This is a genomic window from Pseudomonas sp. NPDC086566 (assembly GCF_050280885.1).
GTDB lineage: Bacteria > Pseudomonadota > Gammaproteobacteria > Pseudomonadales > Pseudomonadaceae > Aquipseudomonas > Aquipseudomonas vlassakiae.
The window spans coordinates 285484-302874 of the sequence record NZ_JBNNWD010000007.1; the positions used below are offsets into that span (position 1 = coordinate 285484).

The 17391-nt window shown below is 63.2% G+C and carries 13 protein-coding genes; 8 read left to right on the forward strand and 5 right to left on the reverse strand.

Annotated features, from left to right (window positions below):
- Window positions 1-387 precede the first annotated feature (387 nt).
- Both hrpA and ACQKPS_RS18390 read left to right on the forward strand, forming a co-directional pair.
- Complete coding sequence (gene hrpA / locus ACQKPS_RS18385; RefSeq protein WP_427605292.1) at window positions 388-4293, forward strand: ATP-dependent RNA helicase HrpA; 3906 nt, start codon at window positions 388-390, stop codon at window positions 4291-4293.
- A gap of 209 nt (window positions 4294-4502) precedes the next feature.
- Window positions 4503-5624 (forward strand): beta-ketoacyl-ACP synthase III, encoded by a 1122-nt coding sequence (locus ACQKPS_RS18390; protein WP_186603406.1) that lies wholly within the window; start codon window positions 4503-4505, stop codon window positions 5622-5624.
- A gap of 117 nt (window positions 5625-5741) precedes the next feature.
- On the opposite strand, the gene ACQKPS_RS18395 is transcribed toward ACQKPS_RS18390, so the two are convergent.
- A complete protein-coding gene (locus tag ACQKPS_RS18395) occupies window positions 5742-6986 on the reverse strand; it encodes a putative porin (protein ID WP_283723687.1) in 1245 nt (414 codons plus the stop codon).
- A 261-nt stretch (window positions 6987-7247) separates the two neighbouring features.
- Here ACQKPS_RS18395 and ACQKPS_RS18400 point away from each other — a divergent pair, with 261 nt between their 5' ends.
- Window positions 7248-8375 (forward strand): GNAT family N-acetyltransferase, encoded by a 1128-nt coding sequence (locus tag ACQKPS_RS18400; RefSeq protein ID WP_427605293.1) that lies wholly within the window; start codon window positions 7248-7250, stop codon window positions 8373-8375.
- Between the two features lie 106 nt (window positions 8376-8481).
- On the opposite strand, the gene ACQKPS_RS18405 is transcribed toward ACQKPS_RS18400, so the two are convergent.
- The 4 genes from ACQKPS_RS18405 to ACQKPS_RS18420 all read right to left on the reverse strand — a co-directional run bounded on the left by ACQKPS_RS18405 (window position 8482) and on the right by ACQKPS_RS18420 (window position 12676).
- The gene (locus ACQKPS_RS18405; protein ID WP_283723689.1) at window positions 8482-10314 is read right to left on the reverse strand and encodes an ABC transporter ATP-binding protein; all 1833 of its coding nucleotides are present in this window, start codon (window positions 10312-10314) and stop codon (window positions 8482-8484) included.
- A gap of 61 nt (window positions 10315-10375) precedes the next feature.
- Window positions 10376-10933 (reverse strand): peptidylprolyl isomerase, encoded by a 558-nt coding sequence (locus tag ACQKPS_RS18410; protein ID WP_427605294.1) that lies wholly within the window; start codon window positions 10931-10933, stop codon window positions 10376-10378.
- The gene (locus ACQKPS_RS18415; RefSeq protein WP_427605295.1) at window positions 10927-11739 is read right to left on the reverse strand and encodes an alpha/beta fold hydrolase; all 813 of its coding nucleotides are present in this window, start codon (window positions 11737-11739) and stop codon (window positions 10927-10929) included. The genes ACQKPS_RS18410 and ACQKPS_RS18415 overlap by 7 nt, the downstream gene beginning before the upstream one ends.
- 13 nt (window positions 11740-11752) lie before the next feature.
- On the reverse strand, window positions 11753-12676 hold the full coding sequence (locus ACQKPS_RS18420; RefSeq protein ID WP_254484042.1) for a LysR family transcriptional regulator: 924 nt from the start codon (window positions 12674-12676) through the stop codon (window positions 11753-11755).
- A gap of 48 nt (window positions 12677-12724) precedes the next feature.
- Between ACQKPS_RS18420 and ACQKPS_RS18425 the strand changes: the two genes are divergently transcribed.
- From ACQKPS_RS18425 to ACQKPS_RS18445, 5 genes are all read left to right on the forward strand, one after another.
- Complete coding sequence (locus tag ACQKPS_RS18425; RefSeq protein ID WP_427605296.1) at window positions 12725-13039, forward strand: 3-phosphoglycerate kinase; 315 nt, start codon at window positions 12725-12727, stop codon at window positions 13037-13039.
- A gap of 109 nt (window positions 13040-13148) precedes the next feature.
- A complete protein-coding gene (locus ACQKPS_RS18430; RefSeq protein WP_427605297.1) occupies window positions 13149-13748 on the forward strand; it encodes an FMN-dependent NADH-azoreductase in 600 nt (199 codons plus the stop codon).
- Window positions 13749-13931: 183 nt separating this feature from the next.
- A complete protein-coding gene (locus tag ACQKPS_RS18435; protein WP_283723692.1) occupies window positions 13932-14807 on the forward strand; it encodes a carboxylate/amino acid/amine transporter in 876 nt (291 codons plus the stop codon).
- Between the two features lies 1 nt (window position 14808).
- Window positions 14809-15744, forward strand: a complete 936-nt coding sequence (locus tag ACQKPS_RS18440; RefSeq protein WP_283723693.1) for an AEC family transporter — start codon at window positions 14809-14811, stop codon at window positions 15742-15744.
- 264 nt (window positions 15745-16008) lie between these two features.
- Window positions 16009-17370, forward strand: coding sequence for a purine-cytosine permease family protein (locus tag ACQKPS_RS18445; protein ID WP_254484051.1), 1362 nt, complete (start codon window positions 16009-16011; stop codon window positions 17368-17370).
- The last annotated feature ends 21 nt before the right edge of the window (window positions 17371-17391 follow it).

The window sequence follows — 17391 nt, forward strand, 5'->3', positions numbered from 1 at the left end:
AAGGCGAGAATGATGTGGACCAGCGGATTTTCACCGGCGCGGGACCGGGCCTTCGCGAGCGAAGGGCGGGACGACGGTGGCGCGATGGTCTGGACGGGAGTCATGCCTTTGATACTCACATGCGGCGTAAGGTTGATTAAAGCAGTGAATGGCAACGTTTACATCGCTCCTGGCTAAACATTCGTACTGACTGGACTGGCCTCTTCGCGGGTGAACCCGCTCCCACAGGATTGCATCAGGCTGACCGTTTTGCGGTCCCTGTGGGAGCGGGTTTACCCGCGAAGAGGCCGGCACAGGCAGCAGAAAACCGGCAAATCTGCGACAATCGCGCATCCATCGAATGCCGATCATGAAAAAGCAGGCCCACCTGCATCACTAAAAAGCCCCATGACTGACCAAGCCATCGACAAACTGCTGCAAAACCTCGACCACGCCATGATCGCCGAGCGCCACCGCCTGCGTCGGCAACTGCATGAGCTGCGCAAGCGCCCCGATGAGGCCAAGCTGGCGCAGTGGGTAGAAAAGGTCCAGGCATCTTGCGCCCAGGTCACTGCCCGCCAGAACAGCGTGCCGCAGATCCGCTACGACGACAGCCTGCCGATTGCCGCCAAGCGTGACGAGATCAAGAAAGCCCTGGCCGAAAACCAGGTGCTGGTGATCGCCGGCGAAACCGGTTCGGGCAAGACCACCCAGTTGCCGAAGATCTGCCTGGAACTGGGCCGCGGCAGCCATGGCCTGATCGCCCATACCCAGCCGCGGCGCATCGCAGCGCGTAGCGTCGCCGCGCGGGTTGCCGAAGAACTCGGCACGCCATTGGGCGGGTTGGTCGGCTACCAGGTGCGCTTCGAAGACCAGAGCGATGCCAACACCTTGGTCAAGCTGATGACCGACGGCATCCTCCTGGCCGAAACCCAGCATGACCGCTTCCTCGAACGCTACGACACGATCATTGTCGACGAAGCCCACGAGCGCAGCCTGAACATCGATTTCCTGCTCGGCTACCTGAAGACCCTGCTGCACCGCCGCCCGGACCTGAAGCTGATCATCACCTCGGCGACCATTGACCTGGAGCGCTTTTCCAGGCACTTCGACAATGCGCCGATCATCGAGGTGTCGGGCCGTACCTTCCCGGTGGAAACCTGGTACCGCCCACTGACCAGCGAGCAGGACGAGGAGGGCAACCAGGTCGAGGATGACCTGACCGTCGACCAGGCGATTCTCGCCTCCCTCGACGAGATCGCGCAGCACGAGCGTAGCGTGGGCAAAGGCCCCGGTGACGTGCTGGTGTTCCTCCCGGGCGAGCGGGAAATCCGCGATGCCGCAGAGATCCTGCGCAAGGCGCAACTGCGCCACACCGAGATCCTGCCGCTGTATGCGCGCCTGTCGCCGGCCGAGCAGCAGCGCATCTTCCAGTCGCACACCGGGCGCCGTGTGGTGCTCGCCACCAACGTCGCGGAAACCTCGCTGACCGTGCCCGGTATCCGTTACGTGATCGATACAGGTACCGCGCGCATCAGCCGCTATAGCTACCGCGCCAAGGTCCAGCGCCTGCCCATCGAGGCCGTGTCCCAGGCCAGCGCCAACCAGCGCAAGGGCCGCTGCGGCCGGGTCGAGCCGGGCATCTGCATCCGGCTGTACAGCGAAGAGGACTTCAACAGCCGCCCGGCCTTCACCGACCCCGAGATCCTGCGCACCAACCTGGCGGCGGTGATCCTGCAGATGCTGCACCTGCGCCTGGGCGCGATCGATGCCTTCCCGTTCATCGAGCCGCCAGATGGCAAGGCCATCAGCGATGGCTTCAACCTGTTGCAGGAGCTGTCGGCGGTCAACCGGGAGAACCAGCTGACGCCGATCGGCCGCCAGCTGGCGCGCCTGCCGATCGACCCGCGGCTGGGCCGTATGTTGCTCGAGGGTGCCCGCCAGGGCAGCCTGCAAGAAGTGTTGATCGTCACCAGCGCACTCTCGGTGCAGGACCCACGCGAGCGCCCGCCGGAGCGCCAGCAGGCCGCCGACCAGGCCCATGCCCAGTGGAAGGACGCCGATACCGACTTCGCCGCGCTGGTCAACTTGTGGCGCGGCTTCGAAGAGCAGCGCCAGGCGCTGACGGCCAGCCCGCTGCGCAGCTGGTGCCGCAAGAACTTCCTGAATTACCTGCGCCTGCGTGAGTGGCGCGATGCCCATCGCCAGCTGTCGCTGATCTGCCGCGAGTTGCAACTGACGGTCAACAAAGAGCCGTCCGACTACCAGAAGGTGCACAAGGCAATTCTCAGTGGCCTGCTCAGCCAGATCGGCCAGAAGACCGAAGAGGGCGATTACCAGGGCGCGCGCCAGCGGCGCTTCTGGGTGCATCCGTCTTCCGGTATCGGTCGCAAGCGCCCGCAGTGGGTGATGGCCGCCGAGTTGGTGGAAACCACCAAGCTGTATGCGCGCATGGTCGCCAAGATCGAGCCTGACTGGATCGAGCCGCTGGCAACCCACCTGATCAAGAAGAACCACTTCGAGCCGCACTGGGAAAAGAAGCGTGGGCAAGTGGTGGCCTATGAGCAGATCACCTTGTACGGCTTGATCCTGGTGGGCCGTCGCCCGGTGCATTTTGGCCCGATCGACCCCGTCACCTCGCGTGAGCTGTTCATTCGCGAGGGCCTGGTGGGTGGTGAAATCCAGTCGAAGGCCAAATGCCTGGCCGCGAACAAGCGCCTGCTCGAAGAGCTCGACGAACTGGAGGCCAAGGCCCGGCGGCGTGACATTCTCGCCGATGAAGAAACCCTGTACGCCTTCTACGAAGCACGCTTGCCGGCGGAGATACATCAGACCGCGACCTTCGATGCCTGGTACCGCATGACCAGCCAGAAGGACCCGAACCTGCTGATCATGCGCGAGGAAGACGTGCTGGCCCGCGAGGCAAGCGAAGTCACCGCCGCGCAGTACCCAGACAGCATGCAAGTCGGTGAGCTGCGCCTGCCGCTGAGCTACCACTTCGAGCCCGGCCACCCGCGTGACGGCGTGACCGTCAGGGTGCCGGCGCCGTTGTTGCCGAATCTGCCGGGCGAGCGCCTGGAGTGGCTGGTGCCGGGCTTGCTGGAGGCCAAGTGCGTAGCCCTGGTGCGCAACTTGCCCAAGGCGCTGCGCAAGAACTTCGTACCGGTGCCGGACTTCGTCAAGGCCTCGCTGGCGCGCATGAGCTTCGGCCAGGGCGCGTTGCCCCAGGCACTGGGCCACGAGCTGCTGCGCATGACCGGCGTGCGGGTGTCCGATGAGGCTTGGGCCGAGTCGGTCAACCTGGTCGAAGGCCACCTGCGCATGAACATCGAAGTGGTCGATGGCCAAGGCAAGTTCCTTGGCGAAGGCCGTGACCTGGCCGAACTGACCGCGCGTTTTGCCGCCGCCAGCCAGGCCGCGTTGGCCGTGCCACGTACCGAAAAGAGCGAGCAGCCGGTGCAGGCCAAGGCCTTCAGCGAGGTCAAGCAGACCGCCCAGCAGAAGATCGCCGGCCTGTCGATGACCGTGTACCCCGCGCTGGTGGAAGAAAACGGCACCGTGCGTGAGGGCCGTTTCTCGACCCAGACCGAAGCCGAGTTCCAGCACCGCCGGGCCTTGCAGCGCCTGTTGCTGCAGCAATTGGCAGAACCTGCCAAGTTCTTGCGTGCCAAGCTGCCGGGGCTGACCGAACTGGGCCTGCTGTACCGCGAACTGGGCCGCGTCGAGGCGCTGGTCGAGGACATTCTGCTGGCCAGCCTGGACAGCTGCATCCTCGACGGTGAAGCGACCTTGCCACGTGACGGTGCAGCCCTGGCCGGGCTGGCCGAACGCAAGCGCGGCAGCTGGGCCGAGCACGCCGAACGCCTGGCCCGCCAGACGCTGGAAGTGCTGAAGTTGTGGCACGGTTTGCAGAAGCGCTTCAAGGGCAAGATCGACCTGAGCCAGGCGGTGGCGCTGAACGATATCAAGCAGCAACTGGCCAACCTGGTGTATCCGGGCTTCGTGCGCGAGACCCCGGCAGCCTGGTTCAGGGAATTGCCGCGCTACCTCAAGGCAGTGGAGTTGCGCCTGGAGAAGCTGGGCAGCCAAGTGCAGAAGGACCGCGTGTGGAGCGGCGAGCTGGGCAACTTGTGGGCGCAGTACAAGGCGCGGGCCGAAAAGCATGCCCAGGAAGGCAAACGCGATGAGCAGCTGACCTTGTACCGCTGGTGGCTGGAGGAGTATCGGGTGTCGCTGTTTGCCCAGCAGTTGGGCACCAAGGTGCCGATTTCCGACAAGAGATTGAGCAAGCAGTGGGGCCAGGTGGAAGGCTAACTGCCTTGATTTGTGGCACACTTGATCGAATTTGGGGCCGCTTTGCGGCCCATCGCGGATGAATCCGCTCCTACGCCGTTCTGTGGGAGCGGATTTATCCGCGATCGAGGGCGCAGCCCTCGCCGTGAAGTTGGTACTAAAGTGCCATTATTCTGTCATATTCCCAGCCAGCGCCCCCGTGGCGATGGCCTTTGAGCAGAGGATCGATCGTGCATAACGTCGTGATCAGCGGCACCGGCCTGTATACTCCGGCCCAGAGCATTTCCAACGAAGAACTGGTGGCCTCCTTCAATACCTGGTCGCAGCAGTACAACCAGGACAACGCCGCCGCCATCGAGCGTGGCGAAATCGAAGCAGCCCCGCTGTCCGACGCCGCCTTCATTGAAAAGGCCTCGGGCATCAAGAGCCGTTTCGTCATGGACAAGGCCGGCATCCTCGACCCGCAACGCATGAAGCCGCGCCTGCCAGAGCGCTCCAATGATGAGCAGTCGATCCTCTGCGAAATGGGCGTGGCCGCTGCACGCCAAGCCCTGGAGCGCGCGGGTCGTACCCCGGCGGATGTCGACGGCGTGATCGTCGCCTGCTCCAACCTGCAGCGCCCATACCCTGCCATCGCCATCGAAGTGCAGCAGGCGCTGGGCATCGACGGCTTCGCCTTCGACATGAACGTGGCCTGCTCGTCGGCCACCTTCGGCATCCAGACCGCCGCCAACAGCGTGCAACTGGGCCAGGCACGGGCACTGCTGGTGGTCAGCCCGGAAATCTGCACCGGCCACCTGAATTTCCGCGACCGCGATAGCCACTTCATCTTCGGTGATGCCGCCACGGCGGTGCTGGTCGAGCGTGCCGACCAGGCCACTTCGGCGCACCAGTTCGACATCGTTGGCACCAAGTTGCAGACGTCGTTCTCCAACAACATCCGCAACAACTTCGGCTTCCTCAACCGCGCAGCGGAAGAGGGTATCGGTGCGCCGGACAAACTGTTCGTGCAGGAAGGCCGCAAGGTGTTCCGCGAAGTGTGCCCGATGGTCGCCGAGCTGATCGGCAAGCACCTGGGCGAAAACGACCTGCAGCCGTCCGACGTCAAACGCTTCTGGCTGCACCAGGCCAACCTGAGCATGAACCACCTGATCGTCAAGAAACTGCTGGGGCGTGAGGTGAGCGAGGAAGAGGCACCGGTGATTCTCGACCGTTATGCCAACACCAGTTCGGCGGGCTCGGTGATTGCTTTCCACTTGTACCAGGATGATCTGGCCAAAGGTTCGCTTGGCGTACTGAGCTCGTTTGGTGCCGGTTATTCGATTGGTAGTGTGATCCTGCGCAAGCGTTAACCTCGAGATTGCTGGGGCTGCGAAGCAGCCCCAGCTTTCTGGCAGGCAAAAAAAGGCGGGAAACGCCGGATGGGGTCGGCATTTCCCGCCTCAGAGTGAAGCAGAGGTGTCTGCAGCTTAGAACTTGGCTTCCAGGTCCACCTGCAGGGTATCTACGTCAGCATCGCTGTTCGGCAGGTTGGAGTAGTCGGTCTTGGCCATCATGTAGGCCGCACCGACGCCGAAGTTCTTGTCGATTTCATAACCGACCTTGAACTTGTGACCCCGGGAACCGGTGAAGCCGTTACCGAAGTCGGAGTCGGTGAACAGGCTGACGACGCCGTTACGCTGCACGTCGCGGTAGTTGTAGTCCAGGCTCCAGGCGCCGATCTTGGACTTCAGGCCAGCCAGCCAGGCAGTGTCCTTGCCATCGGTACTTTCGGTGTTCTTCACGTACTGGCCGTAAGCCGACAGCGGGATGGCGAAGCCGGTGAAATCGAGCTGGCCGAAGCCTTCCACGAGCTGGAATTCGTTGGTGGTGTTGCCCAGCGAGGCCAGGGCTGCCGAGGCCTTGTCGTTGTCGTAGCCATAGATGCTGGCACCGACCGTGACCTTGAGGGCGTCAGCCGCGTTGAACTTGGTGCCCAGCTGGGCAGCGTACAGCTGTGCGTCGTGCTTGTACTGCACGCCGTCGCCGTCGACGTTGTCCTTCAGGTTGTAGTGGCCGATGCTGCCGAAGACTTCGGCCGGGCCGGCGTTGGTCTTGTAAGTGACGGCCACGCCTTCCGGGTTGATGTCGCTGTCCCAGATGATGTCGCCCATGCTCACCCAAGGCTGCATCATCTTGCCGCCGATCAGGTGCAGGTTAGGCACGGCAGTCGGGTGCCAGTCGAGATAGGCCAGGTCGACCCACAGCGATTTCTTCTCGAAGTAGTTGTCCAGGCTCTGGTTGGTCGAGCGGGCATCGGCGCTGCTGCCGGTGGCTACGCGCACGCCGGCATCGACCTGCGGGTTGATTTCGCTGTAGAAGCCGACGCGGGCACGGACACGTTCACGGTCCTGGTTGCCACTGCGGGCGATCGGGTTGTCGACGTTGACGTCTTCGTAACGCAGGCGTACATCACCTTTGATCTGGGTCTTGGCGGCCCATGCCACTTTTTGTTCGAAAGAGCTCATACGGTCGGACTGAGCTTTCTGGTCGGCCTTTTCCTTGGTTTCTTGTGCCAGGTCGCCCTGCAGTTCGTTGTACTGCGCCTGGTTGATCGAGCCATTGGCGCGGAGCATTTCGAGCAGCTTGGCGTCGACGGCCGCACTGGCCGGAGTACTCAGAGCCAGCATCATGCCGGTGAGGCTCACTCCGGTAAGTGTAGAAACAAGACGCATAAGGTTCTCCCTACTTGAAAGATTCGGGGAGGCTCAGCGCCCACCCCCATGTTGGCATGTCTTCGGAAAGGGCCTGACTAGACAGGTTCTAGGGTTCCGGAAAACAGGCGCAAGTATTGCGGGGGCGAATGACAGAATAATGTCCAATTAGTGGCACTGCTGTTAAGTAATCGGGAATGAAAGGCGAAAAGGGCCGATGCTGATTTGAGCGATCGGCCTCTGTTGGCTGATACTGATGGCCTTGTACAGCGAGTCGAAAACGTGACCAGTCTCTACAGCCTTGCCCACCTGCGTGACCTGCCAGCGGCGACCTGGGATGCTTTGGTTCCCCCTGGGCAACCGTTCCTGCGCCATGCCTTTCTCAGCGCCATGGAAGACAGCGGCAGCGTTGCCCGCAGCACCGGTTGGTCCGCCGAGCACCTGGTGCTGGAGCGTGACGGGCAGGTGCGTGCGCTGCTGCCGGCCTATCGCAAATGGCATTCGTATGGCGAGTACGTGTTCGACCACGGTTGGGCCGATGCCTGCGAGCGTGCCGGCATCGCCTACTACCCCAAGTTGCTCGGTGCCGTACCTTTCAGCCCGGTCAGCGGGCCGCGCCTGCTGACGGCCGACCCTGCCGATGGCCTGCTGATGCTGCAGGCATTGCCGGAGTACCTGGGCAAAGGCGGGTTGTCGGGGGCGCACATCAATTTCACCGACCCACAGCTGGATGCGCAGATGGCGGGCCTGCCGGGCTGGATGGAGCGCCTCGGCTGCCAGTTTCACTGGCGCAATCACGGGTATCGCGATTTTCAGGATTTTCTCGACAGCCTCAGCTCACGCAAGCGCAAGCAGATGCGCAAGGAGCGCGAGCAGGTGGCGGGGCAGGGCATCGACTTTCGCTGGTACCGCGGCGACGAGCTGGACGAGGCACAGTGGGATTTTGTCTTCCTTTGCTACGCCAACACCTATGCGGTACGCAGGCGTTCACCCTATCTGACCCGGGAATTCTTCAGCCTGTTGGCCGAGCGCATGCCCGAGGCGGTAAGGGTGGTGATGGCGCGCCAGGGCGGGCGTGATGTGGCCATGGCCTTGAGCCTGGTCGGGGGCGACAGCCTGTTTGGCCGTTACTGGGGCTGCCTGGATGAGTTCGACAGGCTGCATTTCGAGACTTGCTTCTACCAGGGCATGGACTTTGCGATTGCCGAAGGGTTGCAGCGTTTCGACGCCGGGGCGCAGGGGGAGCACAAGCTGATTCGCGGGTTCGAGCCGGTGCTGACGCGCTCGTGGCATTACCTGCTGCACCCGGGGTTGAGGCGGGCGGTGGAGGATTTTCTGGTACAGGAGCGGGAAGGGGTAAGGGGGTATGCCGAGCAGGCAAGGGAGATGTTGCCCTATCGCAAGGATTGAAATTTCTGTCGCCTATGCCGGCCTCTTCGCGGGTAAACCCGCTCCTACAGGTACCGCGCGGTCCTTGTAGGAGCGGGCTTGCCCCGCGAAGAGGCCAGAGCAGGACTCAGTCGACCCCGACAAATCCCCCGGTCTGGTGATGCCACAAGCGGGCATACAACCCTCGCTGTTCCAGCAGCTCACTGTGGCTGCCACTCTCGACGATCCGCCCTTTGTCCAGCACCACCAGGCGGTCCATCCGGGCGATGGTCGACAGCCGGTGAGCGATGGCGATCACCGTCTTGCCTTGCATCAGCGTCTCCAGGCTTTCCTGAATGGCCGCCTCGACCTCCGAGTCCAGCGCCGAAGTAGCTTCGTCCATGATCAGGATCGGCGCGTTCTTCAGCAGTACCCGGGCAATCGCGATGCGCTGACGCTGGCCACCTGACAGTTTCACGCCACGCTCACCAACATGGGCATCGAAGCCAGTGCGCCCCTGGGCATCCGACAACTGCGGAATGAACTCGTCGGCCCGCGCCCGGCGCACGGCTTCGTGCAGCGCCGCTTCACTGGCGCCGGGGCGGCCATACAGCAGGTTGTCACGGATCGAACGGTGCAACAGCGAGGTGTCCTGGGTGATCATGCCGATCTGGGCACGCAGGCTGGCCTGGCTGACCTCGGCGATGTCCTGGCCGTCGATCAGGATGCGCCCGCCCTGCACGTCGTACAGGCGCAGCAGCAGGTTGACCAGGGTCGACTTGCCCGCGCCGGACGGGCCGATCAGGCCGATCTTCTCGCCGGGGCGGATGTCCAGGTTGAGCCCTTCGATCACATTGGCAGCCTTGCCGTAGTGGAAGTCGACGTCGTCGAAGCGCACCGCGCCGCGGCTGACCTTGAGGGGTGGCGCGTGGGGCTTGTCGGTGACAGTGACCGGCTGGGCGATGGTCTGCAGGCCATCCTGGACCATACCGATGTTCTCGAAGATGCCGTTGACCACCCACATGATCCAGCCCGACATGTTGACGATGCGGATCACCAGGCCGGTCGCCAGGGCGATGGCACCGACGGTGATCAGCGACTGACTCCACAGCCACAGGGCCAGACCGGTGGTGGTGACGACCAGCAAGCCATTGAGGGTGGTGATGACCACGTCCATGCTGGTGACCACGCGCGCCGCCAGCTGGGTTTTTTCAGTCTGTTCGCGGATCGCTTCGCGAGCGTACTGCTGTTCGTAATCGGTGTGGGCGAACAGCTTGAGGGTGGCGATGTTGGTGTAGCCATCGACGATGCGCCCCATCAGCTTGGAACGCGCATCGGAAGAGATCACCGAGCGCTCTTTTACCCGTGGCACGAAGTAGTACAGCGCGGCGATGTAACCGACGATCCACACCAGCAGCGGCAGCATCAGGCGCCAGTCGGCCTCGGCGAACAGCACCAGCGAGGTCACCGCGTAGATCAGCACATGCCATAGGGCATCCACGGCCTGCACGGCCGAGTCGCGTAGCGAGTTGCCGGTCTGCATGATGCGTTGGGCAATGCGCCCGGCAAAGTCGCTCTGGAAGAAGTTCAGGCTCTGCTTGAGCACATAGGTGTGGTTCTGCCAGCGGATCAGGCTGGTCATGCCGGGGTTGATGGTCTGATGCACGAGCAGGTCGTGCAAGCCGAAGAAAACCGGCCGCAGCAGCAGGATCACCACCAGCATCCAGATCAGCTCGCCGCTGTGCTCACTGAAGAAGTTGGCGTTGGGCGTGCCCTGGGCCAGGTCGATGATGCGGCTCAGGTAGCTGAACATCGCCACCTCGATCAGCGAGGCGAACAGGCCCACCACCAGCAGGGCGAGAAAGCTCGGCCAGACCTGGCGCAGGTAGTAGAGGTAGAACGGCCAGACCTGGCCGGGCGGCGAGTCGCTGGGCGCGTCGCGGAAGATATCGATCAATTGCTCGAAACGGCGGTACAGCATGGGTGACAAGACTCCTGTGCTACCCGACCCCGAAAGGTCTCACGTCCCTGTGAAACCTGGGTCAGTCGATGCGTTTGGCGGACTTGATGAACACCGGGTCGGTTGGCACGTCGCGCATGCCCTTCTTCACGGTGGTAGGCGAATTGACGATCTGGTCGACCACTTCCATGCCCTTGGTCACTTTGCCGAACACGGCGTAACCGGCGTCGCGGCCCGGGTTGAGGAAGTCGTTGTCGGCCACGTTGATGAAGAACTGGCTGGTGGCCGAGTTCGGGTTGGACGTGCGGGCCATGGCCAGGGTGCCGCGAGTGTTCTGCAGGCCGTTGCCGGCCTCGTTCCTGATCGGGTCCTTGGTGTCTTTCTGCACCATCTGCTCGGTAAAACCACCGCCCTGGACCATGAAGCCCGGAATCACGCGGTGGAAGATGGTGTTGTTGTAGAAGCCACTGTCTACGTACTGCAGGAAGTTCTTGGTACTGATCGGTGCCTTCTCGGCGTTGAGCTCGATTTCAACCTGGCCGAAGCTGGTGTCCAGCAGTACGTGCGGAGTCTTGTCGGAGGCCATGACGCTGGTGGCGAAGGCGACCGAGCAGGCGGTGAGCAGGAGTTTTTTCAGCATGGGCTCAATGATCCTTGAGAGGTGGAAGCGGCTGCGAGGAACTGCAGCAGGGTCTGGTTGAAGACCTCGGGTTGATCGAGGGGTGTAGCGTGCCGGGAATCGTCGATGACCACCAGCCTGGCGTTGGGCATCAGGGCGACGTAGTGCTGTTTGAGGTGTATCGGGGTGTAATCGTGGTCGGCGGCAATCACCAGCGTGGGACAGTGGATCTGCCCGATGCGTTCCTGCACGCCCCAGTCGACGATGGCGTCGAAGCTCTTGAGGTAGGCCTGCTTGTCGTTGCGTGCCCAGCGTTCGGCCATCTTCTTGCGCAGTTCGGCCTGCTCCGGCTTGGGGAACAGGCGTGCGGCCAGGCCCTGGCCGACCGTCTCGACACTGAGGATGCGCGCCAGGCCCCAGCGCTTGAGCCACCACAGCCAGTCGCTGCGGGTGCGGCGCTTGACTTCGGGGGCACTGTTGACGATGCACAGGCTGCGCAGCCATTGCGGGTGGTCCACGGCGAACTGGAACCCGACCATGCCACCCATGGACAGCCCGACGAAGTGCACCGGGCCAGTCTGCAGGTGCTCGAGCAGGGCCAGCAGGTCTGCGCTGAAGGTGGCGATCTGGTAACCGTCGCGTGGCTTGTCGGAGCGGCCGTGGCCGCGGATGTCCATGAGGATCACCCGGTAGTGGCGGCTCAGCTCGGGCACCTGCAGTTCCCAATCCTGGCTGCTGGAGCCCAGACCGTGCAGCAGCACCAAGGGTTCGCCCTTGCCGTATTCCTGATAATGCAGCGAGCATCCTTCATGTTCGAAATAGGCCATGGGCGCGGTCCTCTCAGGCTTGTGGGGGGGCTGCGAAGGGCACGTCCAGCGGCGCAGTGTCGAAGTTACGCAGCAGGTCGATGAGAATCTGCGTGGCCGGGCCCAGGGTCTTCTCTTTGCTCGAATAAAGGTAGAACAGTGGGTGGCGGCTGCCACCCTGATCGAGCGGCAGCGCCTTCAGCACGCCGTCCTGCAGCTCACGCTCGATCATGTGCCGTGGCAACCAGGCAAAGCCCAGGCCGCTGCCGACGAACGTGGCGGCAGTGCCCAGGCTGCCGACTGTCCAGCGCTGCTCGGCGCCGAGCCAGCCAACGTCGCGCGGCTGGGCGCGGCCGGAGTCGCGGATTACCACCTGCAGCTGGCTTTCCAGATCCTGGAAAGTGATCTCCCGGCCCAGGCGGTGCAGGCTGTGTTCGGGGTGGGCGACGGCGACGAATTCCACCGAACTCAGTTCAGTGCCCAGGTAGCCGCCGATGCTGTAGCTGCTGATGGCAAGGTCGGCGATGCCTTCGTGCATCACTTCCTCGACGCCGGACAGCACTTCTTCACGCAGGCGCACCCGGCAACCGCGGCTTTGCGGCATGAACGCTGCCAGGGCGCGCACCAGGCGGGCGCTGGGGTAGGCGGCATCGACCACCAGGCGCACTTCGGCCTCCCAGCCTTGCTCCATGTGGTGCGCCAGGTCTTCCAGCTGGCTGGCCTGCTTGACCAGGTGCCGCGAACGGCGCAGCAGTACGTTGCCGGCCTCGGTCAGTACGGCCTTGCGGCCATCGATGCGCAGCAGCGGCACACCCAGTTGCTCCTGCATGCGCGCCACGGTGTAGCTGACCGACGACTGCGAGCGGTGCAGGGCTTCGGCGGCCTGGGCAAAACCGCCATGGTCGACCACTGCCTGCAAGGTCCGCCACTGATCCAGGGTCACGCGCGGCGCTTTCATGTTTGGCTCCTGTTGTCCTAAGCTGCGCTCTTTCAAGGAGAGCGCCCCATGAAGAAATGTTGTGCGGCAATTTTGATGTGCCTGCCCCTTGGGGTCATGGCTTACCCCATCGATGTGGAGAAGGAACTGACCGGGGTCAAGCTGGACTACACCACCTACGACACGGCTTACGACATCGGCTCCATTACCCTGAACAACTATGGGCAAGTGCCGGCGGCCTGCAAGGTGACCTTCCGCAATGGGCCCGAGGCGCCGCGCGTGCGCCGGGTCAACGTGCCGGCTGGCAAGCATGTCGATGTGACCGCCAAATTCAATCGGCAGATCATCAAGCTGCGCATCGCGCTGGACTGCGCTGCGCAATAAAACTGATTAATCGATAGGTTGCTCCCACTTTTTACGCTTTTTTATCGATAGGTCAAGCCTTAATCTCACCTCCATCGAATCGCAACCGTTTTTGCCGATGGAGGCACCCATGTCCCGCGTACTGATCATCGAAAGCAGCGCCCGCCAGCAGGATTCCGTTTCCCGTCAACTGACCCGTGACTTCATCCAGCAGTGGCAAGCGGCGCACCCGGCCGACGCGATCACCGTACGTGACCTGGCGCTGAACCCGGTGCCGCACCTGGATGCCAACCTGCTTGGCGGCTGGATGAAGCCTGAAGAACAGCGCAGCGCCGCCGAACTGGAGGCCCTGGCCCGCTCCAACGAGCTGACCGATGAAGTGCTGGCAGCCGACGTGCTGGTGATGGCTGCACCGATGTACAACTTCGCCATCCCCAGCACCCTCAAGGCCTGGCTGGACCACGTGCTGCGTGCCGGCATCACCTTCAAGTACACCCCGACCGGCCCGCAAGGCCTGCTCACCGGCAAACGCGCCATTGTCCTGACTGCCCGTGGCGGTATCCATGCCGGCGCCACCAGCGACCACCAGGAACCCTACCTGCGCCAGGTGATGGCCTTCATCGGTATTCACGATGTCGATTTCATCCATGCCGAAGGCCTGAACATGAGCGGCGAGTTCCACGAAAAGGGCCTGAACCAGGCCAAGGCCAAGCTGGCCGCGGTGGCCTGAGGTTCGACGAATTCCCATCCCTGACACCTGTTTTTGCTCCTTGGGTGTACCTGCCCGGCCTGATGGCCGGGCTTTTTTATGCCTGGGATTCTTGTATTGCCTGTACTGGCCCCACATTCCTCATGGTTGAACACACAGGCCGCAACCCGCTAAGGTCGCGCCCTTGATCCACGAGAGGCAACCATGGGCTACCTGATAATCGTCGCGCTGATCCAGGCGTTTTCCTTCAGCCTGATCGGCGAGTACCTGGCCGGCCATGTCGACAGCTATTTCGCCGTGCTCGCGCGCGTGGTGCTGGCCGGCCTGGTATTCCTGCCGCTGACCCGCTGGCGCCAGGTCGAGCCGCGCTTCCTGCGCTCGATGCTGCTGATAGGCGCGCTGCAATATGGCATCACCTACGTTTGCCTGTACCTGAGCTTCCGCGTGCTGACTGTGCCGGAAGTCCTGCTGTTCACCATCCTCACGCCGCTGCACGTGACCCTGATCGAAGACGCCCTGAACCGGCGCTTCAATCCCTGGGCGCTGCTCGCTGCCCTGGTGGCGGTAGCGGGGGCGGGCGTCATCCGTTTCGACAGCATCAGCGGCGACTTCTTCATGGGCTTCCTGCTGCTGCAACTGGCCAACTTCACCTACGCTGCCGGCCAGGTGCTGTACCGCCACCTGGTCGCCCGCAACCCCAGCGACCTGCCGCATTACAAGCGCTTCGGCTACTTCTACCTGGGCGCGCTGATCGTGGTGCTGCCGGCGTTCCTGCTGTTCGGCAACCCCCAGCATCTGCCGAGCACCAGCGTGCAATGGGTGGTGCTGCTGTTCCTCGGCCTGTGCCCGACGGCCCTGGGCCTGTACTGGTGGAACAAGGGCGCGTGCCTGGTCTCCGGCGCCACGCTGGCGGTGATGAATAATCTGCATGTGCCGGTGGGGCTGCTACTGAACCTGCTGATCTGGAACCGCGACGAACCGCTTGGCCGGTTGCTGCTCGGTGGCGCGATCATCCTCGCGTCGGTGTGGCTGAGCCGCTTGGGCAACCGCGTGACGGCGCCAGCGACCGGCAAGGCCTGACATGCACACCGTCTTCGTCATCGTCGCGCCGATCTTCGCCCTGATCCTGGTCGGCTTCCTGTGCCGCAAGACAGACAAACTCGGTGACAAGGCCGCCGCCGAGATCAACAAGATGGTGGTCTGGCTGTGCCTGCCGGCGTTGCTGTTCAAGGTTACCGCCACGGCAACCTGGAGCGAGATCTGGCACCCGGGGTTCATCGTCGCCTTCGGCGCCGGCGCGCTGGCGATGTTCGTCGTGACCCTGGCCTGGCGCTTGCACAGCGGTCACGGCCTGGTGGCGGCGAGCATCGACGGGCTCAGTGCCGGTTATGCCAATACCGGCTACATCGGCATCCCGCTGTGCCTGCTGCTGTTCGGCCAGCCGGGGCTGCAGCCGGCGCTGATCTCGTCATTGATCGTTGTCTGCCTGGTGTTCGCGATTTCCCTGACGCTGATCGAGATCGGCCTGCAGGAAGAGCGGCAGATCGGCCGCGCCATTTTGCTGGTGAGCAAGGCGCTGGCGAAGAATCCGCTGGTGATCTCGCCGCTGGCGGGGGCAGGGTGGGCCATGAGCGGCCTGAGGCTGGCCGAGCCGGTGATGCATTTTCTCGACATGCTGGCCTTGGCGACCACGCCTTGCGCGTTGATCTCGCTGGGGGCATTTCTGGCCGAGAAACGCACCGGTTCGCAGGCAAGCCCGTGGCCGCTGGTGGCACTGAAGCTGATTGGTCAGCCGGCGTTGACCTGGCTGCTGGCGTTCAAGGTATTCAGCCTGCCGACGATGTGGGCGGCATCGGCGGTGCTGCTGGCGGCGCTGCCGACCGGTACCGGGCCGTTCATGCTGGCGGAGTACTACAACCGCGAGGCGGGGCTGATTTCGCGGACGATCCTGTTGTCGACCGTGGCGTCGTTGGTGACCCTGACCGGGCTGCTGTACTTGCTGGGGTATGCGGGGTAGCTGCCGGCCTCTTCGCGGGTAAACCCGCTCCCACAGAATCTGCGCAGGCCTGAGCGCTGCGCGGTACCTGTGGGAGCGGGTTTGCCCGCGAATGGGCTGCAAGCAGCCCCGACTCTCTCAAGCCAGTTTGCTCATCTGGAACCAGCACGGGCCATTGACGTTATCAAGCAAGGCATGGCGCAGCTAGCTAAGACGCGTTCGTTAATGAACCCAAACCCGGCCGACGCCTACCCGATAATCATGAAAACAAATCGGGAGACCGGCGTGAAGCTAGAAACGCGAAGTATCGAATTCGTCCCACACGCTGAGCGTTATGGCACGCCTAAACGATTGTTCACCATCTGGTTCAGCTCCAACTTCCAGATAACCGCCCTGATGGTCGGCACCCTGGGCGTTGCCTCGGGGCTGAGTTTTGCCTGGACCCTGCTGGCCCTGTTGGTCGGCAACCTGATCGGCACCGTGTTCATGGCCGCGCACTCCGCCCAGGGGCCGCACCTGGGCGTGCCTCAGATGATCCAGAGCCGGGCCCAGTTCGGTGTCCATGGCGCGGCGCTACCTTTGCTGGTAATGGTCACGGCTGCTGTACTGTTCCTTGCCGCCAGCGGCGTGCTTATGCGCAATGCCGTGCAGGCACTGGTGCCGATGAGTGACGACCAGGCCATCGTGTTAGTCGGCGTGCTGACCTTCGTCATCGGCTTTGTCGGGTACGAACTGATCCACCGCCTCGGGGCGTGGATGAGCCTGCTGTCCACACTGGTGTTCGCCGGCGCCCTGGTGCTGATCCTGCTGCACCCCGGTGACACCGCAGGCACGACGGCAGTGACGACCGGCTTTTCATTCACCGCCTTCAACCTGATCGTGGCCCAGGCCGCGTCGTGGACGTTGGGCTATGGCCCCTATGTGGCGGATTATTCGCGCTACCTGCCGGCCAACGTCAACCCACGCGCCACGTTCTGGGCCACCTATTGCGGTTGCGCGCTGGGCTCGTTCGCCATGATGGCGTTGGGCGCGCTGGTGGCTGTGCAATTACCCTCGGCACTCGGGCATGACCCTGCGACGGCCATTGCCGGGCTGTTTGGCCCGTGGGCACCGTTGGCACTGGCCGTGATCGCGCTGGGAGTGATCCAGTACAACGTCCTGTGCCTCTACAGCGCCTACATGTCATCGGTCACGATCTTTGGCGCCTTCAAGACCATCAGGCGCGTGACCGCGACAGCCAAGGCACTGGTGATGGCGGGCCTGACTGCCGCGGCCACGCTGATTGCCATCGCCACCCAACACAATTTCGATACGTTCTTTGCCGACATCCTGATCGGCCAGCTGTACCTGTTGATCCCCTGGAGCGCGATCAACCTGGTGGATTACTACTGGGTGTGCCGGGGTCAGTATGACGTGGGGGCGTTGTACGACGCCAAGGGCCGTTACGGCTGCTTCAATCGTCGGAGCCTGGCGGTGTATGCCGTGTCGATCATCGGCATCATCCCGTTCATGAAGCTGTCGTTCTACACGGGCTTCGTGGCCGAGTGGCTGGGGGCAGACATCAGCTGGGCGATGGGCCTGATCCTGGCTGGCGCGCTGTACTGCATGGTCAATGCCCGGGAAAGCAGGCCGCTTTTGGCAAGCTAGGCCTCCGACCCCGGCCTTTAG